We start from the raw sequence: 26,318 nt of genomic DNA, 5'->3' as shown, positions 1-26,318 counted from the left end.
TTCTATTCTAATCAGTGAAAAAACTAGTTGTTTCCGCGCCACTGGCTATGATGGCGTTGCTGCTTTCGGCCCCCGTACAGGCACAATCGGCCGCGCCCAACTTTCCGGCTCCGGGCACACCGGCGCGGCCAGCCTCGGCCAGCAGCCCCGATGCCGCCCGTACGCGCCGCCAGCAGCAGATGAGCCCCGAAGATGCTGCCCGCGACCAGCAGCTGCAAGTGCTGGAGGCCCGTACCGGCAACACCAGCTTTGGGGTTGAAAAAGGCGGCCCATATCGCCAACTCGATAAAAATAACGGGTCGTTTACCGTGCGCAAGTTTAAGGCGCTACCAGGCCAGGAGCAGCAGAAAGGCGTTTCGCGCCGCGTGGTAATGGGCGCTCACACCACCGGCAAGCCATTGGTGCACGACCACGGGCGCAAAAAGAAGTTTCTTTTTTTCTAGCATTTCAACCGGGTATTTAGCGGCTTCAGCCAACAGTGGCCGCTTTCTGTAAGTGTGTTTCCAAACCTTATCCCACAAAAAAGGCCACTCATGCGAGTGGCCTTTTTTGTGGGATAGAAGCGGCCCGAAAGGGCGGGCTGTAATTCTGAATTACAGCTTGCGCTTGATTTCCTGCTCTTCGAAACCTTCGATGTTGTCGCCTTCCTGCAAGTCGTGGAAGTTTTTCACCGAGATACCGCATTCGTAACCCTGGCGTACTTCCGAAACATCGTCCTTGAAGCGCTTAAGGTCCTGAATCTCTCCCGTGTACTGTACGATACCGTTGCGCACCACCCGCACGCGGGTTTTGCGGGTAAACGTGCCGTCCGTAACCATGCAGCCGGCAATGACGCCGACTTTGGTGATGTTGAATACCTGCCGCACTTCGGCATTGGCCACCACCATCTCCTGCACGGTAGGCGCCAGCATGCCTTCCATCGCGTCCTTCACCTCATTAATGGCGTTGTAGATGATGGAATACAGGCGTACGTCAATCTGCTCCTGCTCGGCAAGGCGCCGCGCGCTTTGCGAGGGCCGCACCTGGAAGCCGATAATGATGGCATCGGAGGCCGAAGCTAGCAGCACGTCGCTTTCGGAGATGGCACCTACGCCTTTGCTCAGGATGTTCACCTTCACTTCGGGCGTGCTCAGCTTCAGCAGCGAGTCGGAGAGGGCTTCTACCGAACCGTCTACGTCGCCTTTTACCAGGATATTGAGCTCTTTAAACGAGCCAATAGCCAGGCGGCGCCCAATCTCATCCAGCGTAATGTGCTTTTTGGTACGGATGCTCTGTTCGCGGGCCAGCTGCTGGCGCTGGGTAGCCAGCTCACGGGCTTCGCGCTCCGTTTCCATCACCTGAATACGGTCACCGGCCTGCGGGGCGCCGGTTAGACCAAGCACCTGCACCGGAGTGGCCGGGCCGGCTACTTTCTTCTTCTTCCCGCGGTAGTCGGTCATCGCTTTTACGCGGCCGTAGTGCGGGCCGGCCAGTACGATATCGCCTACGTTGAGCGTGCCGGTCTGCACCAGCACAGTGGTAACATAGCCCCGGCCTTTGTCCAGCTCGGCTTCGATAACCGTTCCTACCGCGTTGCGGTCGGGGTTGGCTTTGAGGTCGAGTAGCTCGGCTTCGAGCAATACTTTTTCCAGCAAATCGTCTACGCCGATACCCGACTTGGCCGATACTTCCTGGCTCTGGTACTTGCCGCCCCACTCTTCCACCAGAATATTCATCTGCGAAAGCTCTTCGCGGATTTTCTCCGAGTTAGCGGCGGGCTTATCAATCTTGTTGATGGCAATGATAATCGGTACGCCGGCTGCCTGCGCGTGGTTGATGGCCTCCTTGGTCTGGGGCATCACCGAGTCGTCGGCCGCGATAACGATAATGGCAATATCCGTGACCTTGGCCCCACGGGCCCGCATGGCGGTAAAGGCCTCGTGACCCGGCGTATCAAGGAACGTAATCGGGTTGCCCGACTTGGTGCGTACCTCGTAGGCCCCGATGTGCTGCGTAATACCGCCGGCTTCACCTTTGGCCACGCTTGCTTCGCGAATATAGTCCAAAAGCGATGTTTTGCCGTGGTCGACGTGGCCCATGATGGTCACGATAGGCGCACGGGGCTGCAGGTCTTCCGGCGCATCGGTCATGTCGATGGGCTCCTCGTCCTCTTCGGCCGACAGGAACTCGACGTCGTAGCCAAACTCGTCGGCAATCACCGTGATGGCTTCGGCATCGAGGCGCTGGTTGATGGAGACGAACATCCCCATACCCAGGCACACTTTGATAACCTCGTTCACGTTCACGTCCATCAACGACGCAAGGTCGTTGGCGGAAATAAACTCGGTGAGCTTCAGGGTTTTAGCATCAAGCTCATTCTGCGCACGCAGGGCTTCGCGCTCTTCGGCTGCCATACCCCGCTTATCGCGGCGATACTTGGCGCGGTTAGCGGCGGCGTTGTTTTTGCCACCGCTCAGCTTCGCCAGCGTAGCCTTGATTTGCTCCTGAATCTGCTTGTCGTTCTGCTCAGGCGTAAGCGCGGGCTGCGGGGTGCTGGGGCGATTGTTGCCCTGGCCGGGCCCACCGGGGCGATTACCCTGGCCTGGCCCACCGGGCCGGTTGCCCTGCCCGGGACCGCCGGGGCGATTACCACCCTGGCCCGGTCCACCACTGGGACGATTCCCTTGGTAGCCGCCACCCTGCTGGCCGGTACCCGCCGTATTGCCACCCGGCTGGCCGGGGGCCGGCAGGCGCTGGCGCTTTTTCTGGTTGTTGGTGCCCACGCCACTCTTGCGGACGTCGGACGAAGCCACGGGCCGGGGGCCACGGCCGCCCGGTCCGCGCCGACTCGAATCGAGCGGGAGCTGAATCTTGCCGAGTACCGTCAGGCCTTTCAGCTGGTCGGCCTTGGCTACAATAGTGCCTTCTTCGCCAGCGGGGGCATCGGGGGTAGCTGGTGCTTCTGGCGCAGGTGCCGGAGCTGCTGCTACGGGTGCCGGTGCGCTGGCAACAGCCGGTGCTGGCGCTGGCGCTGCGGCAGCCACCGGAGCGGCGGCTGGTGCCGGAGCAGCGGCAACCGGTGCTGCTACCGGAGCGGGAGCAGGTTGCGGGGCTGGCGCTGGTTTTACCTCGGCAACCGGAGCCGGAGCTGGTGCGGCAACCGGAGCGGGAGCCGGCGGGCGGACCGGGATAACCCGGCCTTTCTTATCCAGCTCAATCTTACCCATTACTTTGAGGCCGGGCGTTTTAGGAGCCTCGGGCGCTACCGACTCGGGTTGCGCCGGTGCTACTGCCGGCGCCGGTGCTTCTGCTGCGGGGGCTGGTGTTGGGGCCGGAGCTGCTGCTGGTACTGGCAAAATGGGAGCTGCCACGGGCACGGGGGCAGCAACGGGCGCCGCTACCGGTGCGGGCTTGGGTGCCGGCGGGGCTACCGGCGCGGGCTTAGGTACGACGGCCTGGGCCTGCGCGTTCAGCTCGCTTTGGCGACGGGCCTGCGTGTGGCGCTGGGCTTCCTGTTTATCCTGTGCGGAAGCGGCAAATTCTTTTTCCAGTAGCCCTACCTGCTCACTGGTGAGCTTGGTAGTAGGCTTATTCTCTACCGCAATCCCTTTGCGGGAAAGGGCCTCGACGGCCCGGTCGATGCCAATATTCAGGTCTTTGGCCGCCTGTAGTAGCCGTTTCGGGGTTGCTTCCGCCATTCTAATATGTCGCGAACGATTACGTTCAGGGTGCAAAGGTAAAGATTAAATCTGGCCAGCAGGCTATAAGTCAAGCCTACTGGCTTGATTTAATATGCTACCCGCTGGCGGTCGGCCCCGGCCCTCATTGGGCGGCCGGGGCGCTTTCGGTGTCAGTGTCTGGGCCGGCAGCTGCTTCTGCGTTGGAAGTCGCCGCCACAGCGGCGTCGTCGGTCGGCAGATTGTCATCATCGGCAAACTCCTGCCGGATGACGCGGTACAGGTCGTCCACGGTTTCTTCTTCCAGCTCGGTGCGGCGTACGATATCGTCTTTCTTCACGGCGAGCACTGCCCGGCCGGTGTCGAGGCCGATTTTCTTCAGCTCAGCAATAATCCAGGGCTCAATCTCGTCGCTGAATTCGTCGAGGGAAATATCTTCTTCGTAGTCAGTGGCTTCGCGGAATACGTCGATTTCCATGCCTACCAGCCGCGAGGCCAGCTTGATGTTGGCCCCGCCCCGGCCAATGGCCAGGCTCACCTGGTCGGGCTTCATAAACACCGAAACCCGGCCGGTTTGTTCACTGATTTTCATCGAGCCAACCTTGGCTGGCGACAAGGCCCGTGAAATGAACAGCTCCAGGTTGTCGGTATAGTTGATAATGTCGATATTCTCGTTCATCAGCTCGCGCACTACCGGGTGAATGCGTGAGCCTTTCATGCCCACGCAGGCACCTACCGGGTCGATGCGCTCGTCGTAGCTCTCGACGGCTACTTTGGCGCGCTCGCCGGGCTCGCGCACCACGTTCTTGATGCTGATGAGGCCATCGTAAATCTCGGGCACCTCCTGCTCAAACAAGCGCTCCAGAAAGGCCGGGGCGGCGCGGCTCAGAATTACTTTCGGCGAGCCGTTCACCACGTCGACGCGGTGCACCACGGCCCGCACGGTATCGCCTTTGCGGTAGCGGTCCTTAGGAATCTGCTCGCTCTTGGGCAGCACCAGCTCGTTCTCATCCTTGTCGAGAATGAGGGCTTCACGGCTCCATACCTGATATACTTCGCCGGTGATGATTTCACCCACCAGGTCTTTGTATTTCTGATACAGGTTGTCGCGCTCCATATCCTTGACGCGCTGAATGAGCGTCTGGCGGGCCAGCAGCACGGCCCGGCGGCCGAAGTCCTCAATCTTAATCGGCTCGGCAACCGATTCGCCAATCTCGAAATCGGGCTCAATCTTCTGCGCGTCCGACAACGGAATCTTGTCGAGGTCCCAGATATCCTCCGAGTCGTCGTCCACGATTTCACGGTTGCGCCATATTTCCAGGTCGCCGTTATCGGGGTTAATGATAACGTCGAAGTTGGAGTCGTCCTCAAACTTCTTCCGAATCATCGTCCGAAACACGTCGTCGAGGATGGACATCATCGTGGGCCGGTCGATATTACGGCTCTTGGCGAAGTCCTGGAAGTTTTCGATTAGGATGTTAGCGTTCATGTTTTTTGGTCATCCTGAGCTGGCGAAGGACCTTATCGCCTCCGCGCGGCATTAAGTAGAAACTCTGACGAAAGCGGCGGTGATAAGATGCCTGCTTCGTCAGCACGACAACTGTTTATTTAAAGGAGATAACAACTGTGGCTTCTTTAATGTCCCCGAAAGGTATAAAGACGGCGGGCAGGGTGGTTTTCTTGGTTCGTACTTTAATAACTTCTTCCAGCTCAATGCCTTCGGACGTAACGGCAGTCAGCGGGCCGGTTTTCTCAATGCCGTCCTGCATTTTCAGCGCGAGGCTGCGCCCGATGTGGCGCGTGTACTGACGCGGGTCGGTGAGCGGCTGGTCGGCCCCCGGCGAGGTCACTTCGAGCGAGTACGCGGCCTCCTCGCCGTAGGCTTCTTCGAGGCCCCGGTTGAGGCGCCGCGTTACCTGGGCGCACTCCTGAATGCCGAGCCCATTGGGGCCGTCGAGGGTCGCGGTGATTTTAGGCATCACCGAGTCAGATACGGTGAGGTCGACCACATATAAGCCACTGTCGCCGAGGGCGTCGGCGAGCAATTGCTGAATGCGGTGGCGGTCAAATTGAGCCATGACAGGCGGGGGATAAGGCAAAAAAAGAGGGGACTGCGCGTCCCTCTTTTCAGATTGAATACCAATTTCTGGGGCAAAGATACGGCTTTTTTTGGCTTGGTGCAATGTAGCCACCCCGGCGCTTGAAGCAGTACTTATGCCCTAATAGCCCACGGCTTTATCATCACCCCGCGGGTCGGCGCCGCCTTCCAGCTGCCCGTCGGGGCGCACCCGGATAATATCGAGGCGGCCCCAGGCGGGGCGGGGCTGGGGGTTGAAGCCTTTTTCCTGCAAGACTTTCTCTGCCGCGGGCGTGAGGGCGCCGGCTTCTACGTCGAGCTGGTCGGGCAGCCACTGGTGGTGCAGGCGCGGGGCTGCCACCGCCTGCTCGGCATCGGCGCCATAATCGACCACCGCTAGAATGCTTTGCAGTACGCTGGTAATGATGGTGCTGCCGCCCGGCGTGCCCGTAACGAGCGCCAGCCGGCCGTTTTTGGTAAGGATGGCGGGCGTCATGCTGCTGAGCATGCGCTTGCCGGGCGCGATGGCGTTGGCGACGCCGCCCACCAGGCCGTACGAGTTAGGCACGCCGGCCTTGGCGCTGAAGTCGTCCATCTCGTTGTTCAGCAGGAAGCCCGCGCCGGCCACCACCACTTTGCTGCCGTAGGCGCCGTTGAGGGTAGTGGTGCAGCTCACGGCGTTTCCCTGGGCATCGACTATGCTGTAGTGGGTAGTCTGGTCGCTCTCGTAGCGCGGCAGGCCAGGACCGGCCGTAATGCGGGCGCTGGGCGTGGCCGAGCCGTCGGCCGGAATGGTGCCGGCGCGCTGCCGGTTATAGCTTTTGTCCAGCAGCTGCGCCACCGGCACCTGGCCAAAGTCGGGGTCGCCGAGGTAGGTGGCGCGGTCGGCATAGGCCCGGCGCTCGGCCTCCGTAATGAGCGCTACCGCAGCCGGCGTGTGATAGCCGAGCCGGGCCAGATTATGCGGCTCCAGCGTTTGCAGAATTTGCAGCAGCGCCACGCCGCCGCTGCTAGGGGGCGGCATTGTAAGCACGTCGTAGCCCCGGTAGGTGCCGTGCAGCGCGGCGCGCCACTTGGGCTGGTAGGCATTGAGGTCGGCCTGAGTAATCAGGCCGCCGCCCTGCTTCATCTGGGCCAGCAGCAGCTCGGCGGTGCGCCCCTGGTAGAAGCCGGCCCGGCCCTGGTCCTGAATGCGCTGGAGCACGGCGGCCAGGGCGGGCTGCTTCAGCGTATCGCCCGGCTGCCAGGCGGTGGCCCGCACGAAAACGGGCGGCGCGCCGGGGTTATACTTCGTAAAATCGGCCTGCGTGCGGTTGAGGCCGGCGGCTTCCTTGGTAGTGAGGGCCACGCCCTGCCGGGCCAGGCGCACGGCGGGCGCTACCAGGCTGGGCCAGGGCAGCTTACCCAGCTTCTGGTGCAGGGCCACCATGCCGGCCACAGTGCCGGGCGTGCCGGTCGAAAGCACCCCGGCGGTGCTCAGGTCGGGCACCACATTGCCGCCGGCGTCGAGATACATGTCGCGGCGGGCGGCAGCGGGGGCCGTTTCGCGGAAGTCGAGGGTGCCGTCGGTACCGCTCTTATCGCGGTACACGATAAAGCCACCGCCGCCCACGTTGCCAGCCACCGGCAGCACCACCGCCAGCGCAAACTGCACCGCCACGGCCGCATCATACGCATTGCCGCCCTGCTGCATAATGTCGCGGCCAACCTTAGAGGCCACCGGGTGGGCCGACACCACCAGTGCGTGGCGAGCCACCACGGGCGCGGCGGCCGGGGGCAGCTGGTCGGCAATGGCTGGCTTGGGGGGGCGGGTGGCAGTGTGCTGGCCCAGCGCTGGCCCGGCCAACGCGGCCAGCAGCAAAGCAGCCGAAGAAAAACGCGAAAACGTATGCATGCTGCAAAGTAGGCATCGCCGCGTCGCAACTGGCCAGCTACCTACCTTTGAAAAGCTAATTTCTCTTGCCTTATGTCTGCCAAAACCCAGGTTCCGGCCGCTGCTTCTGTTCCCGTGCTGACACTTACCCAGGAAGACGTCTGGCTGCAGCCCTACGAGCCGGTGCTGCTGGCCCGCCAGCAGCGGCTGGCCGCTCGCCTGGCTGCTATCAAGCAGGCCTATGGCTCGCTCAGCAAGTTTGCCACCGCACACGAGCAGCTGGGGCTGCACTACGATGCCCGTCGGGGGGCTACGTGGTGCGGGAGTGGGCCCCCGGCGCCGAGGCAGTGAGCCTGGTCGGCGACTTTAATTTCTGGAACCGGCAGGCCGACCCACTGCAAAAAAACGAAGCGAGCGGCATCTGGGAGGGCTTTATTGCGGACGACGCGAACGGCCGCCGCCCGGCCGCCGGCTCGCGCTACAAGCTGCACGTGGTGGCCCACGGCCAGGGTAAAGACCGGTTGCCGGCTTATTTGCGGCGTGCGGTGCAGGACGAGCAGACCAAGGATTACTCGGCTCAGGTCTGGGTGCCGGAAGCGCCGTTTGCGTGGACGGATAAAGCCTTCCGGGTTGCCACGGCTACTCAGGGCCAGCCACTTATTTACGAGGCGCACCCCGGCATGGCGCAGGAGGAAAGCCGCGTGGGCAGCTACCGCGAGTTTGCGGATTACGTGCTGCCGCGCATCCAGGCCGACGGCTACAATACGGTGCAGCTGATGGCCGTATTAGAACATCCCTATTATGGCTCGTTCGGCTACCATGTGGCTAATTTCTTCGCGCCCAGCTCGCGCTTCGGTACGCCCGAAGACCTGAAATACTTAGTAAACGAAGCGCACCGGCGTAATATAGCGGTTTTGCTTGATTTGGTGCATTCGCACGCCGTCAAGAACGAGGCCGAAGGACTCGCTGATTTCGACGGCTCGGGCAACCTCTATTTTCACAAGGGCGAGCGCGGCAACCATCCGGGCTGGGACAGCAAGCTGTTTGACTACGGCCGGCCCGAGGTACAACAGTTCCTGCTTAGCAACCTGCGCTACTGGCTGGAGGAGTTTCACTTCGACGGCTTTCGCTTCGACGGCGTTACGTCGATGCTCTACCACCACCACGGTGAGGGCCACGCCTTTGGCGGCTACGACAGCTACTTCGGCCCGCAGGCCGACGACGATGCTATTCTTTACCTCATGCTGGCCAGCACGCTGGTGCGCGAATTCAAGAAGCCGGCCCTGCTCATTGCCGAGGATATGAGCGGCCTGCCCGGCCTGTGCCGGCCCATTGCCGACGGCGGGGTGGGTTTCGACTACCGGCTGGGTATGGGCCTGCCCGATTTCTGGATTAAAACGCTCAAGCATAAGCGCGACGAAGACTGGGACCTCGGCGAGCTGTGGCACCAGCTCGTGAACCGCCGCCAGGGCGAGAAAACCGTAGCTTACGCCGAGAGCCACGACCAGGCGTTGGTAGGCGATAAGACGCTGGCCCAGTGGCTCTACGGCGATGCTATTTACCAGCACATGCACGTGCAGGACGGCGACGGCGGCGCGGCGCGGGCCACGGCGCTGCACAAGCTCATCCGGCTCATTACGCTGAGCGCGGGCGGCGAGGCCTACCTCAACTTCATGGGCAACGAGTTTGGCCACCCCGAATGGATTGACTTCCCCCGCGCTGGCAACGACTGGAGCTACCACTACGCCCGCCGCCAGTGGAGCCTGGCCGACAACCCCGACCTGCGCTACGCCCAGCTCCTGGCCTTCGATAAGGGCATGCTGGCGCTGGCCCGCGAACGGCGGCTGCTGGTGCACGGGCCGGCTCAGCTGCTCAACCTCGACCACGGCAATAGCATCATTGCGTTTGAGCGGGCCGGATTGGTATTCGTATTCAGCTTTCAGGTAAGCGAAAGCTTTTTCGACTACGCTGTTCCCGTGCCGGCGGCCGGGCGCTACCGCCTGGTATTTACTTCCGACAAGCCGGAGTTTGGGGGCTTCGACCGCCTCGACGAGTCGGTGGTGTACGACACGCTGGGAGGGGGCGGCACGGCCGAAGCGCCGCGCCTGCGGCTATACGTACCCAGCCGCACGGCTCTGGTGCTGAGCCGGGATAAATAGCCCAGAGTGGGCGTTCAGGTACTGGCTGGCCTATAGGCAGCTGGCTTTGGGCCTACCGGCTGCTTGCCGCAGCGGGCCAAGCCTGCGGCAAATAGTTGGTAGCAGGCTTGGTCCGAGCACTGGGGCAGCAGGCTGTAATAAAAGTATTTAATACATATCATTTTATTAATATTTCCGCCGGCGGGCTTTTGCGGCCATTCGGCGCAATGGTTACGGCCCGAAGGGTGAGCTGGCGGTTGAGAGGCACGGCCAATGGCTTGCTATACAGCTCGGTAGTCTCATCGGGTAGTTTGCCATCCAGCGTATAGCGAATCTGACTGCCTGGCACCAGCGAGCGGAGCGTAACTACTGCTTTGCCGCCCTGCCTCACCAGGCTGGTGCTGTCGAGGCCCAGCGGCTCGGGCACACGATAGTTGATTTTTTTAGCGTCGAGCCGGGCAAACTGCTGACTCATGCGCGGCAAAAAATCAGCGTAGCTTTTACCGGCTGCCGGCGTCCAGGCCACCTCCGCCACGGCCAGCAGCCTGGGAAACAGCATGTATTCGGCTTTTTCGGGCGTCGTGATGTATTCGGTCCATAGGTTAGCCTGAGGCCCCAGAATATGCTTTTGCTGCTCGGGCGTCAGCTCGGCGGGCAGTGGGTTATAGCTGTAGATTTTGGCCAGCGGCAGATAGCCGCCAATCATCAGCGGCTCGTTGGGGCTGTGCGGTACCGGGTTCTGGCCAGCGTCGAGGTAGAGGTAGCCACTTGGCGCCATGACTACGTCGTTGCCGTGCCGGGCGGCTTCTATGCCGGCTTTCTGGCCGCGCCAACTCATGATAGTAGCGCCCGGCGTGATGCCGCCTTCCAGAATCTCATCCCAGCCAATGAGCTTTTTGCCCTTACTCTCCAAAAACGCTTCGATGCGCCGGTTGAACCAGCCCTGCACTTTTTCCACGTCGGCAAGCCCTTCGCGCTTCATAAGCTCCTGCACGGCGGCGCTTTCCTGCCAGCGGGTTTTAGGGGCTTCGTCGCCCCCAATGTGCACGTATTTGCCCGGGAATAAAGTGGTTACTTCCGTTAGTACATCTTCAAAAAAGTGAATTGTGGGCTCAGTTGGGCATACGATATCCTCGTTCACGCCCCATTTGGTCCAGGTTTCGTAGGGTCCGGGCCTGCACGCCAGCTCGGGGTAGGCAGCCAGTACGGCCACCGAGTGGCCCGGCATCTCAATTTCGGGCACAATGGTGATGTAGCGTCGCGCGGCATAGGCTACCACTTCCCTGATTTGGGCTTGCGTGTAGAAGCCGCCGTAGGGCTGGCCGTCGTATTTAAAATCGGCCGGCGATTTAAATAATTGTTGGGCACCGAGCAGGGTTTCCTTGCGAAAAGCGCTGATTTGAGTCAGCTTGGGATATTTTTTAATCTCGATACGCCAGCCCTGGTCGTCGGTCAGGTGCCAATGAAAGGTATTGAGCTTGTAGGCCGCCAGGAAGTCGATATACTTTTTCACAAACCCCACCGAAAAGAAGTGCCGGCACACATCGAGCATGCCGCCCCGCCACCGAAAAGCTGGCTCATCAGTAATGCGTACATAGGGCACGCGCGTAGTGGCTGTCGGCCGGGACGGCAGCAGCTGAAGAAGGGTTTGGCTGCCGTAAAAAAGCCCCGCGCCGCCCGCCGCCGTTATCCGCACGCCGGCTTTATCTACTACCAGCTGATAGCCCTCAGGGTGGGAGGTAGGGGCCGTGAGTAGCGTAATCTGCGCCTGCTGGCGGTTGGTGGTCAGCGTCACGATTTTGCCTAGGGGAGCCAGCATTTCTTTCAGCAGCCCGGCCACGTTCAGCTCATCCTTACTCACTGCGTAGAGGCTGATTTTTTGAGGCAGCGCGTAGGTGGCAGCGTACGCTTTCACCTGGCGGGGCAGCGGCACCAAGCCCAGGCTTTGCGCGGGCACCTCGGCCGGCTGCGCCCGCGCGGGCGCAGCTGTCAATAAGCTTACTGCCAGTAAACCAGCGAGCCGGGTGATAAATGAAAGGCTGAAAACCATAAGCTGCTAAGGACGAAAAAGGCTTTCGTAAGTAAGTCGGACAAAGAAAACGAATAGCACGTCATGCATAGCAGGGCTGCGCATGACGTGCTACTGTGAGGTATAGTAACTGGCGTAACAGGCGTGGTTATTTATCCCAGTACACGCGGCCCGTCAGGTTATCACCGCCCGGCACGGCGGCACTGGCCGCTTTGTAGTTGTCGGGGTTAGTCGTGGTTTCGGAGATGGGGTAGGGGAATCGGCGCGGAATCTGGCCGTTGGTCGCATTGTTGGGGTACACCACGGGCGTGAGGGTAGGGTAGCCGCTGCGGCGCCAGTTCGACCACGACTCGTAAAAATCGAGCATGGTGTTGGTCAGGGCCCAGTACTGCGAGTTGATTTGCTGAAGTCCCTGGCTCGCGTTGTACGGGTTAGCGGTGAGGTAGGTGCTGATGTCGGCGGCGGCTACGGTCAGGGTGGGGTCATACTGGCTCAGGTAGCTGCAGGCCGAGGTAACGCCGGCGGCATAGTGCTGCGCGGCACTGCCCAGTCCCCAGCGTTGGGCCGCCTCAGCCAGCAGCAGCTCCGACTCGCCGTAGGTGAAGATAAACGTGGGGCCGTTGCGCTTTATCATGCCAGGGCTAGGCGACGAATAATCGGGAAACGAGGTGTAGGTGGGGTCGGTTGAGATGTCGAAGCCGGCCCGGCCGCTCAGGTCTTTGCCATTGGGCATGCCTTTCTGCACGGCTGCCGTAGCGATAGCCCCCGGATTCTGGTCTTTGCTTACGTCCTTGAGGTAGAGCTGCGTGACGGCGATTTTCGACAAGCGCGGGTCGTTGGTCGATTTCAGGAAGTCAATAAAGGTCTTCGACCATTTCACGTAGTAGTTTTCCTGGCCGCCATCGCCGAGCAGTATTTGGCTGTTGCGGTTCTGCGTGACCCTGGCCCCCGACACGTCGTGCAGCACAAACGCGTTGTCGGCATCGCTCTGCATGGTTTTGCCCTGCACCTGGGTAGCATACTTCTGGGCCGTGGCGGGGTCTACCTTGGTCAGGCGCATGGCAATACGCAGCAGCAGCGAGTTGCCAAAGCGCTGCCATTGCTGAATATTGCCTTTGTAAAATACATCGCCCGAAGGAATGTCAGCCGTGGGGTCGAGGGCCGCCGTGGCCTCCGACACCTCCTTCAGCAGGTCGGTGTAAATGTCCTGCTGCTTGTCGTATTTGGGGGTAATAACGCCCGTGTAGTAGCCCATGCCGGCCTGCGAGTACGGTACATCGCCGTAGAGGTCCGTAATGCGCTCCATAATCAGGGCCCGCATAATGCGGCCTACCTGGTGCAGGTTTTTGTACTTGACCTTGCCGTCGGTAGATTGTACCAAATCGGTAATCGGCTTTACCTGCTCGGCGTAGGCCCCGTCGGTATTAATGCCCCAGTAAGCTGCCGTGTATGACTCGTTGAGCAGATACTTATCGCCCGCCCAGTAGCTGACCACGGTCGAGAGCCCCTGAATCATGGTGGAGCTGTAAATCAGGTTGGCCCGCCAGGTTTCGTAGGCAAAGTCGGCGCTGCCGGTATACCCCAGCTGTGCCGTAGTCAGCAGGTAGTTGGCGTCGAAGTTTGCCTGACTGTACGTCGAGGGGTTGGTGTTAATATCGTCGAAGCTCTTGGTGCAGCCACTGGCTACTGCCAGGATTGCGGCCGACAGCAGGGTATAGGTGGGGAAAATGCGTTTCATAAGAGAGCTGGTTAAGAATAGCCGGATTGAAAACACTAGAATTTGGCGCTCAGGTTAAGACCGTACGTTTTCGACGGCGGCACCCCACCCAGCTCCAGGCCCTGCGAAAAGGCGTTGTAGCTGCCTTCAGGGTCAATGTTGTCGGTCTTGCGCATCAAAAAGGCCAAGTTGCGGGCCACCAGGCTCAGCGTCAGGCGCTGAATGTGGTTGTTAAACATGGCGGTGGGAAAGGAGTAGCCCAAGGTTACCTGCCGCAGCTTGATAAAGCTGGCATCCTGCACAAAGTCTTTGGAGACGTTGTTGGCCAGCGTGCCGTAATAAGTAGCTGCGTCAATCTTGTCGGTACCGAAGGTGCCTTCGCGGTTCACCAGCGTTTCTTTGCGCAGGCCAAAAACAGTGGCGTAGTAGTCGGTAGCCGAAAAAATCTTGCCCCCGAATTTTCCGTCAATCAGCACACCCAGGTTGAAGTGGCCCATGGTAAAGTCGTTGCTCCAGCCGCCGGTAAGGGGGTGAAACGCGGTGCCGTAGGCAGTCAGGTCGCCGCGGGCGGGTACGCCGTTGGTGGTAGTGGCAATGCTGCCGTCGGTGTTGTACTTGTTGTCGTAGGCCATTACCTGCCCAAAGGGCTTGCCCACAATCTGCGCCACGTAGCCCACGCCCGAGCGCGACGTAGCATACACTGATTGCGTTTGGCCGGCGGCCAGCGAGAGCACGGTGTTTTTATTGTAAGCGCCATTGAGCGACGAGGTCCAGGTGAAGGCCGCCGTTTTCACCGGCAGCACGGTCAGCAGCATTTCTACGCCTTTGTTTTCCATCTCGCCTGCGTTCAGCACTGCGCCCTGATAGCCCGAGCTGATAGAAGCCGGAGCAAATACAATCTCGTTCGACGATTTTTTCTTGTAAGCTGTCAGGTCCAGGCGCACCCGGTTCTGCACGAAAGCCAGCTCGGTGCCAACTTCCAGCTCGGTAGCGCTGGAGGGTAGTAGGTTGCTGTTCGGGATATTGGCGTTGCTAGGGGTGCCCAATGGGCGCCCATTAAGCGTAACGGGCAGCAGCGCGTAGCTCAGCTGCGTCTGGTAAGGAATAGTAGCCTGGCCGACCCGCGAGTAGCCCGCCCTGATTTTGCCAAAAGACAGGAAATCCGGCTTCCAAAGCTCGGAGAATACAAACGAGGCGCTCACCCCGGGGTACGTGATACCCAGGTTGTTGTCCCGGCCCGGCGTGGCCAGCGTCGAGAACCAGTCGCGGCGGGTGGTGGCCGTCACGAACAAGTATTCGCGGTAAGACAGGTCCAGGGAGCCGTAAACGGATTGGATTTCCTGGTCGCTGGGGAAAACCTGCGACGATTTATCATTCGCGTTATTAAGCGAGTTTACCCCGAAGATGGCCAGGTTGTTGCCGATGTTCTGGAGGGTTTCCGACTTGGTGCGGCGGTAGCTGGCCCCCAGGTTGGGCGTAAAGGTGAAGCTATCGCCAACCTTGAACGACTTGCCAACCAGCCCGTCCACGTTCAGGTCGGTAAAATCGGTCGAAAGCTCGATGATTCTGCCCCCGGCAGGTACCCCGTACCCGACGGCGTAACGCTGGTGTAGCGGTCGGTGTAGCTGTCGCGGCCCACCCGGCCCTGCAAAAACAAGCCGTTGTCCAGGGTATAACGGGCGGTTACGTTCGAAAGCAGGCGCTCGCGCGTGGTGTTGTTGACGAAGTTATGGGCTGCGAAGTAAGGATTGGTATTGTAGGGGTTGCCCGTGTTGTACACCAGCTCGGTGCCATCGGGGTTCGTGCCCGGAGCCAGGGTCCTCACGTCCAGGCTGGTAGGTAGAAATATTACGTTGAAGTTGGCGTTGCCGGCCCCGTCGGCCAGGATGGGGCGGTTATGGGCCTGCTCCAGAATGTAGTTGGCCCGCGCATCAAGGCTCAGGTGCTTGTACGGGTTGAAAGTGCCCGTAAAGTTGAAGGTCTGCCGGTCGAGGCCCGAGTTGGGCACTACGGCTCTGTTTGAGAGGTCGCTGGCCGAAAAACGTATCGAGCCCCCGTCAAAGCTCTTATTGAAGGCCAGAGTATTGGTAAGGCTGCTGCCCGTGCGGTAGAAGTTTTGGAGGTTGTCTTTCTGAGCCACGTAGGGCCGCGAAGTGCCGTCAAACTGCACCACGCTGGAGCCGTCGAGCTTACCGCCCCAGCTGGAGTTGCCAACCTGCGCGGCCCCGACGGCCGTAGTGGGCTTCGTGTTGTTGGCACCCTGGCCGTACTCATACTGCCAGTCGGTAAGGTTGTATATTTTTTCAGCTACAAAGTTGCTGTTGAACTCAATACCGTCGTTGCCCCGGGCACTTTTGGTCGTTATCAGAATAACGCCCGCCTTGGCCCGGTAGCCGTACAGGGCCGAGGCCGCGGCCCCTTTCAGCACCGAGATGGTTTCGATGTCGTCCGGATTGATGTTGGAAATGGGGTCGCCCAGGTCCGGCGAGTTGTCGTATTGCGAGCCGCTATTCGCCGTGCTGGGCTGACTTTCCACGGGCACGCCGTTGATAACATACAGCGGCTGGTTGGTCTGGTTAAGACTCGACACCCCCGGATGATAACGTTGCTCGACGAGCCCGGCCCGCCCGCCGTGGAGTTGACGTTGAGGCCGGCTACCTTGCCTACCAGCGAGTTGGTTATGTTCGTTTCCCGCGCCTGGGTCAGCGACTCGCCTTTTATTTCGGTTACCGAATAGCCCAGGGTTTTTCGTTCGCGCGTTACGTTCAGTGCGGTTACGACGACTTCATTCAGCGCCTGGGCGTTATCTTTCAGCGTTATATTAAGTACGTTCTGGGCCAGAACGTGGACAGTCTGGGCGTCGTAGCCGACCGACGAGAAAACTAGTGTCGCCGTATCGGGCACGGCAATAGAAAAGCTGCCCTCCCTATTGGTGCTAATGCCCTGGTGGGTGCCGCGCACAATAATAGTAACCCCCGGTATGCCTGCGCCCTTAACATCGGTCACTTTGCCGGATACTGTCCTTGTTTGAGCCTGAACCAAGCCTTGCAGGCCCAATAGCAGTAAAAAAGTAAGCCAAGTAATCTTTTTCATAGGGTCCGGGGGTTGTTTGGTGATGGGAAAAGATGGCGCAGCAACTTCAAAAGCAGAATGTGGGAAAGACTTATGCCAGGGCCAGCAGCCAGGTAGTATGAAGCCGGCCGAAAAAGGCCCTGTAAGACTTGGCCAAAACCAGGGAGACAAAAGCCCGGAGTGATAGCCAGGCTGGAATTTAAAATATACCAGCAAAAGAATATAATTGGCTGGTATTGAGTAGGAATTGCTTGGCAGTGGTTGCCCCGTAGCTATGCGTTCGCCTAAGGGCGCACTTTCACTAGTAGTGGTCGGAGAGCCTGCGTGAGAGCAGCACGTCTGCCGGCTGTGGGTTGCCTTACCAGTCTTATCCCAGCAGGCAATTTATTGCCTGTCAAAGGAGAATTTTTGAACTATTACTAAATAATCTGCCTCAAACATAACTGCTTAACTTAAGCAAAACAAGGAGATGAGGAAAAAATGTGTGCGCACACGCAAAAATATTTGTTTAGAGTGCCCGCCCACGCATAAATATTTCTTCGTTGCCTTATTTACCTCTGCCCGATAGGACCGGGAGCAGCGCAATTTGTAATTATGCTGGGGCGATAGCAGCAGGCATATAGCTGTCTGCATGTTTTACGAGCGGGCGTGCTGTAGCTGCGCGCGGACCATCAGCGCCCCGCAGGAAGTGCCTGGGTGTGCTGCCCTACTACCCGGCTGATAGCTGCCAGCAGCGAGCTGGCCCCGGCAGCATCCTGCGTCAATTCCCAAATCATAACACCGCTGGCCTGGTCGAGCGCAAGGGTAGTTTTACTCGCTATCGTGGCCAGGCCGTTGTAGCCCAGGTTCTTAAAGCTATCAGTATTCGGGTCAGCCCCCTGCGCCAGGAGGCTGGCATAGGGTACTCCACCAGGCTGGGCGTAGAACGGCACTCCCAGCACGGCTTTGCTGGCTGGTAAGCCGCGCAGCTTCCAGTAGGCCAGCGTTTGAACCGCCGAGGCGTAAGTGGCGTGCATCGGGTGCGGGCCATCGTAGGCCATTATATTCAGAAAATCAACGCTTTCGAATACGCCACGCTGAATTCCCGGCCCACCCCAGGCCCCACCGGCTACTGCGGCAGTCAGGAGTTTGCCCTGGCTGTGCAGCCGGGTGGCCAGCTGCTGTAAAAGGGCCGCGTAGCCGGCAGCCGTGCAGGTATCCGGATATTCCCAATCAATATCTATCCCGTCGAGCTGATAGTCGTCAGCAAAATGCAGCAGGTTGGTGACGAACGCGCGGGTGTACTGGGCATTAGACCCGATTGCGTCGAAGGCGCTGTGGTCGCCGTCGTGCCAGCCGCCCACCGATACCAGGGCCCGCACATGGGCAGCATGGGCGGCCGCTACCAGTTGCCGCAGCTTTGCAGGATTATCAATGGGGTGCAGGCCGCCGGTCGCAGTGGGCTGCAAAAAGGCATAGTTAACGTGGGTGAGCTGGGCAAGCTGAGCGTTGGTTACGCTGCCGTGCCACGACGGCACGTAGCCTACCACCCGAAACTGGGCCCAGCCCGCCGCCGGGGCAAGCAGCAGCGCCACCAAAATTACCTGAGCTAACTGACGGGCTCTCATATGCAGTAGGGGAGGCTAAATGGCAGGAATAGCATACGTGGCCCCGGCCTTGCCCTGCCTGGTATGGCCTTTAAGCGCAAAAAACAGGATGTAGAAGTAGCACGGAAGTAATACTAAATAGGCATGCTGCAGGCCCAGTACCTCGCTGGTTTTGCCATATAAGTAGGGCAGCACCGCGCCGCCTCCAATGCCCATTATCAGCAAGGCCGAGCCCTGCTCCGTAAAGCTGCCCAGCCCGCGGATACTGAGCGGGAATATGGCCGGCCACATCAGCGAGTTGGCGAGCCCCAGCATGGCGATGCAAAAAACGGACATATATCCTTGGGTGAATATTGCGCCGGCAGTGAAGCAGATGCCGACCACCGCGCAGATGCGGAGCGCCGCCTGCTGGCTCAGCCGCCTGGGGATGGTGGCTACCCCAATAAGGTACCCTACCAGCATGGCCACCAGCGTAAAAGACGTGAAGTTGCGGGCAATATCCAGGCTGATTCCCTGCGACCGGCCATACTGAATGATGGTGTCGCCGGCAATTACCTCGACCCCCACGTAGCAAAACAGGGCCAGCACCCCCAGCCATAAATGAGGGAACTGCCAGATGCTTTTAGCCGACTGGTGTGGCATAGCGCTCGCAGCCGGCGGGCTAGAGCCTATTTCGGGCAGGCCCGACAGCTTGATAAGCACGGCCAGAACGAGCAGCCCGCCCGTCATCACCAGGTAAGGCCCGATAACCCGGTGCGCCAGCTGTAGCAGCAGGGCTTGTTTCTGGGCGGCTGCCAGGGGGCCGGCCAGCTGGCTTTCCAGCTGGGCCGTGCCTTTCAGCACTACCGCGCCAATAATAACCGGACTCAGGGCACCAGCTATTTTGCTGCAGATACCCATAATGCTGATACGACGGGCCGCACTCTCCAGCGGCCCCAAAATACTGGCGTAGGGGTTGGAGGCCGTTTGCAGCAGGGCCAGGCCCGCGCCTTGTACAAACAACCCGGCCAGAAACAGGCTAAAGGAGCGGGCCTGCGCCGCGGGCACAAATACGGCCGTTCCCACTGCCATAACGACCAGGCCCAGGGCCATGCCATTTTTAAACCCGGTTCTTTTCAGCAGCAGCGAAGCAGGAAGCGCAAAGAAAACGTAGGCAATGTAAAAGGCAAACGTCACCAGCAGCGCCTGCGAATACGTTAGCTCACAAGCTATCTTTAAAAAGGGAATCAGTGTTCCGTTGAGCCAAGTGATAAACCCGAAAATGAAAAACAGCGCTCCAATAATAACCAAAGGGGAACGACGTGCCGGCGGGAGCTTTCCATTGAGCAGATAAGTGAGGTATAGTATCCGGAAAAAGCAGTCAGAGGTAGGAGCCGGGCGCTGGGCTGCTCGTACACCCGTACAGCGGAGGATAGTAGTTAAAAGCGATACCTCACAAAGGCTTCAATAGCCTCGTATTCAGCTAGTCCTAGCTTATCGTAAAGCTTTGCTGTTGCGTGGTTGCGGTCTTCGGAGCGCTGCCAGAACTCGCGCTTGTCGTTGCCCGGAAATACGGCGCTGTCTTTCTGCGACTGATGCTTGAAAATAGCTTTTCGCTTCCGCAGCAGCTCTTCGGGGCTGATGGGCACTGCCATCTCAATCTCCTGCACGTCCCACTCCTGCCAGGCGCCGCGGTACAGCCACAGGTAGCAGTCCTCCACCCATTCTTCCTGACCTTTGAGGCGAGCAAGTGCCGCAAAAATGGCATCCAGGCAAATGCGGTGCGTACCGTGCGGGTCGCGCAGGTCGCCGGCCGCAAAAATCTGGTGCGGCCTGATTTGCTGTAGAATAGCAATGGTTTCCTCGATATCGGCTTCGCCAAGCGGCTTCTTTTTTACCTGGCCGGTTTCGTAAAAGGGCATATTCATAAAATGGATATGCTGCTCCTGCACTCCGCAAAAGCGGCAGGCCGCCATAGCCTCGCCTTTACGAATAAGCGCCTTAATATCCTGTACCAGCAGGCTGTCTTCTTCGCCGAGCTTTTTGTGCTTCAGAAACTCCACTACCGCTGCATGCTCCTCGCGCATTTGCGCTACGCCTAGCTGCTGCTTTTCGGCAAAGTCAAGGGCGAAGTCGGCAAAGCGCCGCGCGTCGTCGTCAAATACCGCCAGGTTGCCCGAGGTCTGGTAAGCCACGTGCACCTCGTGCCCCTGGTCTACCAGGCGCAGCAGCGTGCCGCCCATGGAAATCACGTCGTCGTCGGGGTGCGGGCTGAAAACGAGCGAGCGCTTACTCGCGGGCACTGCCCGCTCGGGCGCTGCGCATCGTTTGAGTTGGGCTTGCCGCCCGGCCAACCCGTAATTGTATGCTGAATGGCGTTAAATACCTTTATGTTAAGATTATACGCATTGCCGGCCTCCACCAGCAAGTCGCTCAGGCTACCGTCTTTGTAGTCTTCATCGGTAAGCTTCAGAATGGGTTTCTGCATTTTTAAGCTCAGCCAGATGACGGCCCGCCGAATCAGGTTGTCGTCCCACGAGCACATGCCCACCAGCCACGGCGTTTTAATGCGAGTCAGCTCCAGGGCCGCCCACTGGTCCACTACCACGTTCACATTCGGATGACTTTGTAGAAAGGAAGCCGGCACCTCATCCGAAATCCGTCCCTCCACAGTTTGCTGCAGAATGCGGGCCTTGCTTTCGCCCCACGCCATCAGGATAATCCGGCGGGCCTTCATAATAGTGCCCACGCCCATGGTCAGGGCCCGGAGCGGCACAAACTCCTCCTTAATAAAGTCTTTTGCCGCGTCCGTAATCGTCAGCGGGTCGAGCTTTACCAGGCGCGTAACCGAGGTACTGGCCGAGCCCGGTTCGTTGAAGCCAATGTGCCCGGTGCGGCCTATGCCAAGCAGCTGCAAATCCAGCCCTCCGCAGTCCTTAATCTGCTGCTCGTATGCCTGGCAGTATTCTTTTACCTGCTCTATGGCCAGCGTGCCATCGGGAATGTGAATGTTTTCGGGCAAAATGTCGATATGGTCGAACAGCTGCTCGTGCATGAAATAGACATAGCTCTGCAGCTCGTCGGGCTGCATGGGATAGTACTCGTCGAGGTTAAACGTGACGACGTTCGCAAAGCTGAGGCTTTCCTGCTGGTGCAGGCGAATCAGCTCCTGGTACACCCCAATGGGCGACGAGCCGGTGGCCAGGCCCAGCACGGCTTTTTTGCCTTTCTGCTGCTTGTGACGGATAATGCCCGCAATCTCCTGGGCAATACGGATAGCTCCCTGCGCCGCGTGCTCGAAAATGACTACCGGAAGCTTCTCAAACGTAGTCTCGGGATAGTTAAGAACTTCCATGTCAAATTTTAAAATGTAAAAAATGAGAGTTGGGGTAAGCAGAGTGAGGCGGCCGACGCAAGCCGCTTACAACGGCCGCAGGGCTGGCATAAGAATCTTGCAGCAGAGACTGATAATAGGATTTTTCGTAGCAGATACAACTAATTCTGCCCAAACTTAAGCAACTGGCATAAGCAATGCAAACCCTGGAATAAAAAATGTGCGCGCACACGCAAAAATATTTGCTATGAGTGCCCGCACACGCGAATAAATATTTTTGCGCTCTCCCGGATTTCGAAAAAAGGATAGTGTATAACTAATGCAAGAGCCTTTCCGACGTATGCTGGTAGCCCAGACTATTTTTATGCTCCGGCAGTTGGCTGGTAGCAACTGAAAAAAAGGAAGCAGGCAACCGGCAGCCGGGTATGGCCAAGGAACACTGATGGAGTGGTTGCCAATGCTCGGCTCACTCCCTGTTGCCAGCTAGAGCAGTTTCGTAGCCCGCCCCTTTCAACCTGTACACTCACTTGCAAACCGCTCTGGCATTGCTATCGGGCGTGCTGCTACTTTTGGAGAGTATGGCCAGCGTAGGTAGCGCTGGCTTTATAGTTCAGCTCGCGTCCGCGATGCACACCCGTTGCGGTGGCGCGGGAATGCGAACGACAAAATTTGCACTACTATTTACCTGTTCCGAAGCCGCTCTAAGTGATAACTTTGTTAAATTTTTCAAGTAAGCGCTTAGCATACACATGAGTAAAACTGCGGTGCGCCTCAAGGATATAGCAGCCAAAGCAAACGTTTCGGTCGGAACCGTAGACCGGGTTTTGCACAATCGGGGCCGGGTTTCGGAGGAAGTGCGGCAGAAGGTACTGCTGATGATGAAAGAGCTGGAGTACGAGCCCAATATGATAGCGCGTACGCTGGGCTCCAACCGCAGCTATCGGCTGGCGGTGCTGCAGCCCGACCACCTGCTCGACCCTTACTGGCAAGCTCCCTGGGATGGTATTGAGAAAGCCGGCAGGGACCTCAAACAGTATGGTATAAACGTTATTATATACCCGTATAGCCTTACAGAGGTTTCGTCTTTTATAGAGCAGGCTGAAGCCGCGACAGCCTCGCAGCCCGACGGTATTTTGATTGCGCCGCTGTTTTACCGTGAGTCGCTGACCTTCTTTGCGCGGTGGCAGGCGCAAAGCATTCCTTACGTACTGTTTAATACCTACATTGCTGAGCTGGAATCGCTCAGCTACGTTGGGCAGGATTCTTACCAAAGCGGCTTTCTGGCGGGCAAGCTGGTGCAGTTTGGGCAGGCGCAGCCCGGTACTTTTTTAATAGTGCATATTGCGGAAGACGTAGCCAACTCCGTGCACGTAACCCAAAAGGAGCGGGGCTTTCGCGATTACTTTGCGCAGCTTGCCGCTACTGCAACCGAGGCCAAAAGCCCGTACACCATCATCAGCATCGACCTGCCGCAGCCGACCGAGCCCTCTTTTGCCCGGCAGCTCAACCGCTTGCTCGATGATGAGGCAATTCAGCTGAAAGGGATTTTTGTGAGTACTTCAAAAGCTTATGAGATAGCTCCTTATCTGCAAGCCTACCAGCGTGAGAATATCCGACTGGTGGGGTACGACCTGCTCGAAAAGAATATTCATTTTCTGAATGAGAATATCATCGACTTTTTAATAAACCAGAACCCCGGGAGCAAGGCTACTGGGGTATTTTCACGTTGGCCGATTTGCTGGTTTTTAAGAAAGAGGTGTTGCCGCTCAAGTACCTGCCACTCGATATTATCACGAAAGAAAACCTGCAATACTACATTACTGCTCCCGCTGCGTAGGCGGAAGCGGTAAGTGGTGCGTACCAAGGGCAGGCTGGCTTTTAGTCCCGATTTATACCATGCGCACCTTCAACTGGGCCATTCTGGGCCTGGGAACCATCGCCCATAAATTTGCCCAGGATTTGGCGCTGGTGCCCCAGGCCCGCCTGCATGCCGTGGCTTCCCGTAGCCTGGCTAAGGCGCAGGCGTTTGCCGCCACCTACGGGGTGCCGCACGCGGTAGGCAGCTACGAAGCGCTGCTGGCCCTGCCCGACCTCGACGTGGTCTACATTGCCACTCCTCACTCGGAGCACCACGCCCACGCCCTGCTGTGCCTGCGCGCCGGCTTGCCCGTTCTCTGCGAAAAAGCATTTGCCCGCAGTGCCAGCCAGGCGCAGGAAATGATAGAGGCCGCGCAGCGGCGCGGGGTTTTCCTGATGGAAGCGTTCTGGACGCGCTTCTTCCCGGCTATCGGCCAGGCCTTGGAGGTGGTGCGGGCCGGGGCTATCGGGGAGGTAAAGCACCTGGTGGCCGACTTTGGCTTTGCCAGCGAGTATAATCCCACTGGCCGGCTGTTTAACCCGGCATTGGCCGGGGCTCCTTGCTGGATATCGGCGTCTATCCGCTTTTTATCAGCCAGCTTTTTTTAGGCGCACCCGTAGCCGTGCGGGCGGTATCGACCTTCACAGCCACGGGAGTTGACCTCAATTGCGTGATGGCCTTGGCTTATGCCACCGGGGCCACTGCCAGCCTGGTTTCTACGCTGGCCGCTACGACCGATAACCGCTGCGTGCTGTATGGCACGGCCGGCCAGCTGCACCTTACCGGGCGGTTTCATGCGCCCAGCGGCCTGCGCATACAGGTATTTGGCCAGGAGGCGCAGGTAGTTGCTTCCCCAACAACGGGGTATGGCTACCACTACGAAGCCGCCCACGTGCAGCAGTGCCTGGCGCAAGGCTTGCTGGAAAGCCCGCTGTTGCCCTGGGCTTTCAGCTTGCAGCTGATGGAGCTGGCCGATGAGGTGCGCCGGCAAATTGGCTTGCGCTACCCAGGCGAATAAGCGGCCGCTACTCGCGCTTGCGGCCAATGCTGAGGCGATACACCGTTTCGGTGAGGCGCTTGGCGCGGGTTTCGGCGGTTTTCGCGCCCTTCAGGTAGCGCACGTAGGCCCGTTGCTCGGGCTTGGTGAGGCTTTTGAAAAACTTCAGGGCAGCAGCGTTTTCGGCCAGGCCGGCCGCCAGGTCGTCGGGCATGGTCACCACGCGCTCGCTCAGGTCTTGGCGCAGGGCCACGCGCAGCACGTCGCCCACCGTTTTGCCCACGGCGCGCCGCACCTCACGCGGAATCACCAGGGCGTGGTAGCCATCGCCGAGCGGCAGCAACTCGCCCTGGTACGGAAAGCCGTCTATGGCCGTTTGCACCAGCAGCTCCTCCTGGGTGCCGTAAAGCTCGGCCACCGAAAAAGGCGCTACCACAAATACATCGCCCGTGCGCGGGTCGGCTTCGAGCACCGCTTCAAATTCCTGTTCAAATTCCGTCATTGTCGGCAAAATTAACTCGCGCTGGCCACCAGACGCGCCTGGACCTGGTGCAGCGCCTGGGCAATGGCTGCAGTATCGCTGGCCGGGATGGGGAGCACCGCGCCGGCGGCAGGTGTAGCTCGCGGCGAACCCGCTCTGCCAAGGCCGGTGTTTCGGTTAGAATAAGGTTGGCCCGGCGCAGCGCTTGGCGTTGCAGCTCGGCTATCCAGCCGGTTGCCGTATCCAGAGATTCCTCGGGGCGCGCCGCGAGGCTGGCTACGTGCAGCACCAGCGGCTGGCCGGTGCGCTGCCGCAGCTCCTGGGCCGCCAGCCACGTAGGCCAGGCGGGCGCATAAATAGCGTCAAAGCCCAGCTCAGCCCGCGCCACCGGCACGGCAAAGCGCGCGTACTGAATAACCTGAAAATTTAAATCGGGGTCCGAAAAGCTTTGCGCCGCCGGCAGCAGGGCCGGGTACACCGGCAGAGCGGGCTCGTCGGTAGCCAGGGCCAGCGCGGCGGTTGCTGGCGTTTCCGGCACAGCTACCGGCTGCCTTAAAGCCGCCAGGGCCTGCGGCCAGCCCGCGTGAGCCAGCTGCTGGCTGGTTAAATATTCAAAATTTTCTATATTAAGAATAGCCTCCTCGCTCGGCTCTACAGCAGCCTGCGGCCGCAAATCGGCTTCCAGCTCTGTGGTCTGAGTCAGCTCTTCACCTAGCTCAGCCGGCGGAACAAACTCCTGGGCTGGGCCTGGGGTGTAGCTCGGATAATCAGTAGTGTCTACTCGTGCATCGGGCGTTAGCTCAGTTGCCAGCGCCAGGGGCGCCGCGGCAGAAGGGCGTTCGTTGATTGCCGGAGCAGGTATGGGTGGGCTGGCAGCCTCTGTAGAGGCAGCAAGTACTTCGGTCGCTCCCAGATACGGGCCGCCGGCCGCCCGGCGGCCCCGGTCCAGATAGGGGAGGGCAGGGGTTGCCCGGCTTTTTGGGCCAGCTCGGGTAAGCTCAGACTCGCCAGGCGCACTACCCGCACCAGCGACCAGGCGGGCAGCGGTGCAACGGCCGGCGTAGCTGCCGGCGGAAGCGGGTAGGCTACGGTAGGCGGCGCGGGGCTTGCCAGGGCAGCTTCGGACAGGGGCGCAGCCTGAGCGGGCGCCGGACCTGGAGCCGGGGCCGGCGCCAGGTCCGCATCGGCCAAGGGCAGTGGCAGGTATTCTTCGGGGCTGAGCCGGCCGGGGGCGTCGGCCTGGGGCACCAGCACGACAATAGAATCGACAACCGGCTCGTGGGCCTGCGTGGCGGCCAGCAGGGCCCGCACGGCTGGCGCCGCCTCATCCCAGGCCAGTACCAGAACGGCGATAGGGGCGGGTGTAGCGGCAGCAGGCAAAAGCATCGGCAGAGATTAACCCTGCGAATAACGGCACTGCGGAAGGCAGGATAATGGATAAGCTAAAAAATATAATTGCGCTACTGGCCGGCGCAGTAGCATTTCCAGTTCCGGTCCCCAGCTTTATGCCAGCGCTAAAAA

At 59.5% G+C, this 26,318-nt stretch carries 20 protein-coding genes and 2 pseudogenes; 7 read left to right on the top strand and 15 right to left on the bottom strand.

Going from position 1 to position 26,318, the window contains the following annotated elements:
• Nucleotides 1–14: 14 nt before the first annotated feature.
• Nucleotides 15–443 (top strand): hypothetical protein, encoded by a 429-nt coding sequence (locus GKZ67_RS13155; RefSeq protein ID WP_173242979.1) that lies wholly within the window; start codon nucleotides 15–17, stop codon nucleotides 441–443.
• A 150-nt stretch (nucleotides 444–593) separates the two neighbouring features.
• Here GKZ67_RS13155 and infB read toward each other — a convergent pair whose 3' ends face one another.
• From infB to ggt, 4 genes are all read right to left on the bottom strand, one after another.
• Nucleotides 594–3,677, bottom strand: a complete 3,084-nt coding sequence (infB, locus tag GKZ67_RS13150) for a translation initiation factor IF-2 (RefSeq protein WP_173242976.1) — start codon at nucleotides 3,675–3,677, stop codon at nucleotides 594–596.
• A 124-nt stretch (nucleotides 3,678–3,801) separates the two neighbouring features.
• Nucleotides 3,802–5,145 carry a transcription termination factor NusA gene (nusA, locus tag GKZ67_RS13145; RefSeq protein WP_173242974.1) on the bottom strand — a complete coding sequence of 448 codons (1,344 nt, stop codon included), beginning with the start codon at nucleotides 5,143–5,145 and terminating at the stop codon, nucleotides 3,802–3,804.
• Between the two features lie 115 nt (nucleotides 5,146–5,260).
• Nucleotides 5,261–5,734 (bottom strand): ribosome maturation factor RimP, encoded by a 474-nt coding sequence (gene rimP, locus GKZ67_RS13140; RefSeq protein WP_173242971.1) that lies wholly within the window; start codon nucleotides 5,732–5,734, stop codon nucleotides 5,261–5,263.
• 141 nt (nucleotides 5,735–5,875) lie between these two features.
• Nucleotides 5,876–7,627, bottom strand: coding sequence for a gamma-glutamyltransferase (ggt, locus tag GKZ67_RS13135; protein WP_173242969.1), 1,752 nt, complete (start codon nucleotides 7,625–7,627; stop codon nucleotides 5,876–5,878).
• A 72-nt stretch (nucleotides 7,628–7,699) separates the two neighbouring features.
• Here ggt and GKZ67_RS23620 point away from each other — a divergent pair, with 72 nt between their 5' ends.
• The gene (locus GKZ67_RS23620) at nucleotides 7,700–7,957 is read left to right on the top strand and encodes a hypothetical protein (protein WP_254244811.1); all 258 of its coding nucleotides are present in this window, start codon (nucleotides 7,700–7,702) and stop codon (nucleotides 7,955–7,957) included.
• On the top strand, nucleotides 7,954–9,765 hold the full coding sequence (locus tag GKZ67_RS13130) for an alpha amylase C-terminal domain-containing protein (protein ID WP_254244810.1): 1,812 nt from the start codon (nucleotides 7,954–7,956) through the stop codon (nucleotides 9,763–9,765). Before GKZ67_RS23620 ends, GKZ67_RS13130 begins: the two co-directional genes overlap by 4 nt.
• 157 nt (nucleotides 9,766–9,922) lie before the next feature.
• On the opposite strand, the gene GKZ67_RS13125 is transcribed toward GKZ67_RS13130, so the two are convergent.
• The 4 genes from GKZ67_RS13125 to GKZ67_RS13110 all read right to left on the bottom strand — a co-directional run bounded on the left by GKZ67_RS13125 (nucleotide 9,923) and on the right by GKZ67_RS13110 (nucleotide 16,080).
• Nucleotides 9,923–11,794, bottom strand: a complete 1,872-nt coding sequence (locus tag GKZ67_RS13125; RefSeq protein WP_173242966.1) for a beta-N-acetylhexosaminidase — start codon at nucleotides 11,792–11,794, stop codon at nucleotides 9,923–9,925.
• A 127-nt stretch (nucleotides 11,795–11,921) separates the two neighbouring features.
• Nucleotides 11,922–13,511 (bottom strand): SusD/RagB family nutrient-binding outer membrane lipoprotein, encoded by a 1,590-nt coding sequence (locus GKZ67_RS13120; RefSeq protein ID WP_173242963.1) that lies wholly within the window; start codon nucleotides 13,509–13,511, stop codon nucleotides 11,922–11,924.
• A 35-nt stretch (nucleotides 13,512–13,546) separates the two neighbouring features.
• Entirely contained in the window at nucleotides 13,547–15,019 is a 1,473-nt protein-coding gene (locus GKZ67_RS13115; RefSeq protein ID WP_173242960.1) for a TonB-dependent receptor, read from the bottom strand.
• A 2-nt stretch (nucleotides 15,020–15,021) separates the two neighbouring features.
• Nucleotides 15,022–16,080: a TonB-dependent receptor plug domain-containing protein gene (locus GKZ67_RS13110; RefSeq protein WP_173242957.1), complete on the bottom strand. Its 1,059-nt coding sequence runs from the start codon at nucleotides 16,078–16,080 to the stop codon at nucleotides 15,022–15,024.
• A 6-nt stretch (nucleotides 16,081–16,086) separates the two neighbouring features.
• Between GKZ67_RS13110 and GKZ67_RS13105 the strand changes: the two genes are divergently transcribed.
• On the top strand, nucleotides 16,087–16,227 hold the full coding sequence (locus GKZ67_RS13105; RefSeq protein ID WP_173240518.1) for a hypothetical protein: 141 nt from the start codon (nucleotides 16,087–16,089) through the stop codon (nucleotides 16,225–16,227).
• A 98-nt stretch (nucleotides 16,228–16,325) separates the two neighbouring features.
• On the opposite strand, the pseudogene GKZ67_RS25215 reads toward GKZ67_RS13105, so the two are convergent.
• The 4 genes and pseudogenes from GKZ67_RS25215 to nagB all read right to left on the bottom strand — a co-directional run.
• A pseudogene (locus GKZ67_RS25215) lies at nucleotides 16,326–16,583 on the bottom strand (carboxypeptidase-like regulatory domain-containing protein); the annotation flags it as partial.
• 650 nt (nucleotides 16,584–17,233) lie between these two features.
• The gene (locus GKZ67_RS13100) at nucleotides 17,234–18,169 is read right to left on the bottom strand and encodes a glycosyl hydrolase family 18 protein (protein WP_173242954.1); all 936 of its coding nucleotides are present in this window, start codon (nucleotides 18,167–18,169) and stop codon (nucleotides 17,234–17,236) included.
• A 15-nt stretch (nucleotides 18,170–18,184) separates the two neighbouring features.
• Entirely contained in the window at nucleotides 18,185–19,438 is a 1,254-nt protein-coding gene (locus tag GKZ67_RS13095) for a sugar MFS transporter (RefSeq protein ID WP_317172143.1), read from the bottom strand.
• A 128-nt stretch (nucleotides 19,439–19,566) separates the two neighbouring features.
• Nucleotides 19,567–21,482 (bottom strand): annotated as a pseudogene (gene nagB / locus GKZ67_RS13090) (glucosamine-6-phosphate deaminase).
• Nucleotides 21,483–22,210: 728 nt separating this feature from the next.
• Between nagB and GKZ67_RS13085 the strand changes: the two are divergent.
• The 3 genes from GKZ67_RS13085 to GKZ67_RS23610 are packed head-to-tail and all read left to right on the top strand — an operon-like array spanning nucleotide 22,211 to nucleotide 24,337.
• Complete coding sequence (locus GKZ67_RS13085) at nucleotides 22,211–23,311, top strand: LacI family DNA-binding transcriptional regulator (RefSeq protein WP_254244809.1); 1,101 nt, start codon at nucleotides 22,211–22,213, stop codon at nucleotides 23,309–23,311.
• A gap of 46 nt (nucleotides 23,312–23,357) precedes the next feature.
• Nucleotides 23,358–23,927: a Gfo/Idh/MocA family protein gene (locus GKZ67_RS23615; RefSeq protein ID WP_254244808.1), complete on the top strand. Its 570-nt coding sequence runs from the start codon at nucleotides 23,358–23,360 to the stop codon at nucleotides 23,925–23,927.
• Nucleotides 23,879–24,337 (top strand): hypothetical protein, encoded by a 459-nt coding sequence (locus tag GKZ67_RS23610; protein ID WP_254244807.1) that lies wholly within the window; start codon nucleotides 23,879–23,881, stop codon nucleotides 24,335–24,337. Before GKZ67_RS23615 ends, GKZ67_RS23610 begins: the two co-directional genes overlap by 49 nt.
• Before the next feature lie 7 nt (nucleotides 24,338–24,344).
• Here the strand turns inward: GKZ67_RS23610 and GKZ67_RS13075 are convergent, their stop codons facing one another.
• From GKZ67_RS13075 to GKZ67_RS13065, 3 genes are all read right to left on the bottom strand, one after another.
• Nucleotides 24,345–24,818, bottom strand: a complete 474-nt coding sequence (locus tag GKZ67_RS13075) for a YdeI/OmpD-associated family protein (protein ID WP_173242951.1) — start codon at nucleotides 24,816–24,818, stop codon at nucleotides 24,345–24,347.
• Entirely contained in the window at nucleotides 24,805–25,335 is a 531-nt protein-coding gene (locus tag GKZ67_RS13070; protein ID WP_254244806.1) for a glycosyltransferase, read from the bottom strand. Before GKZ67_RS13070 ends, GKZ67_RS13075 begins: the two co-directional genes overlap by 14 nt.
• A 257-nt stretch (nucleotides 25,336–25,592) precedes the next feature.
• Entirely contained in the window at nucleotides 25,593–26,183 is a 591-nt protein-coding gene (locus GKZ67_RS13065) for a hypothetical protein (protein WP_173242945.1), read from the bottom strand.
• Nucleotides 26,184–26,318 lie beyond the last annotated feature (135 nt).

The organism is Hymenobacter sp. BRD67, from assembly GCF_013256425.1.
Lineage (GTDB): Bacteria > Bacteroidota > Bacteroidia > Cytophagales > Hymenobacteraceae > Hymenobacter.
This window is presented reverse-complemented; position numbering and strand designations above follow the sequence as displayed.

Excerpts from the sequence above, each read along its gene's own strand:
- infB (WP_173242976.1), bottom strand. The coding sequence starts at position 3,677 with ATGGCGGAAGCAACCCCGAAACGGCTACTACAGGCGGCCAAAGACCTG.
- nusA (WP_173242974.1), bottom strand. The coding sequence starts at position 5,145 with ATGAACGCTAACATCCTAATCGAAAACTTCCAGGACTTCGCCAAGAGC.
- rimP (WP_173242971.1), bottom strand. The coding sequence starts at position 5,734 with ATGGCTCAATTTGACCGCCACCGCATTCAGCAATTGCTCGCCGACGCC.
- ggt (WP_173242969.1), bottom strand. The coding sequence starts at position 7,627 with ATGCATACGTTTTCGCGTTTTTCTTCGGCTGCTTTGCTGCTGGCCGCG.
- GKZ67_RS23620 (WP_254244811.1), top strand. The coding sequence starts at position 7,700 with ATGTCTGCCAAAACCCAGGTTCCGGCCGCTGCTTCTGTTCCCGTGCTG.
- GKZ67_RS13125 (WP_173242966.1), bottom strand. The coding sequence starts at position 11,794 with ATGGTTTTCAGCCTTTCATTTATCACCCGGCTCGCTGGTTTACTGGCA.
- GKZ67_RS13120 (WP_173242963.1), bottom strand. The coding sequence starts at position 13,511 with ATGAAACGCATTTTCCCCACCTATACCCTGCTGTCGGCCGCAATCCTG.
- GKZ67_RS13105 (WP_173240518.1), top strand. The coding sequence starts at position 16,087 with ATGATAACGTTGCTCGACGAGCCCGGCCCGCCCGCCGTGGAGTTGACG.
- GKZ67_RS13100 (WP_173242954.1), bottom strand. The coding sequence starts at position 18,169 with ATGAGAGCCCGTCAGTTAGCTCAGGTAATTTTGGTGGCGCTGCTGCTT.
- GKZ67_RS13085 (WP_254244809.1), top strand. The coding sequence starts at position 22,211 with ATGAGTAAAACTGCGGTGCGCCTCAAGGATATAGCAGCCAAAGCAAAC.
- GKZ67_RS23615 (WP_254244808.1), top strand. The coding sequence starts at position 23,358 with ATGCGCACCTTCAACTGGGCCATTCTGGGCCTGGGAACCATCGCCCAT.
- GKZ67_RS13075 (WP_173242951.1), bottom strand. The coding sequence starts at position 24,818 with ATGACGGAATTTGAACAGGAATTTGAAGCGGTGCTCGAAGCCGACCCG.
- GKZ67_RS13065 (WP_173242945.1), bottom strand. The coding sequence starts at position 26,183 with ATGCTTTTGCCTGCTGCCGCTACACCCGCCCCTATCGCCGTTCTGGTA.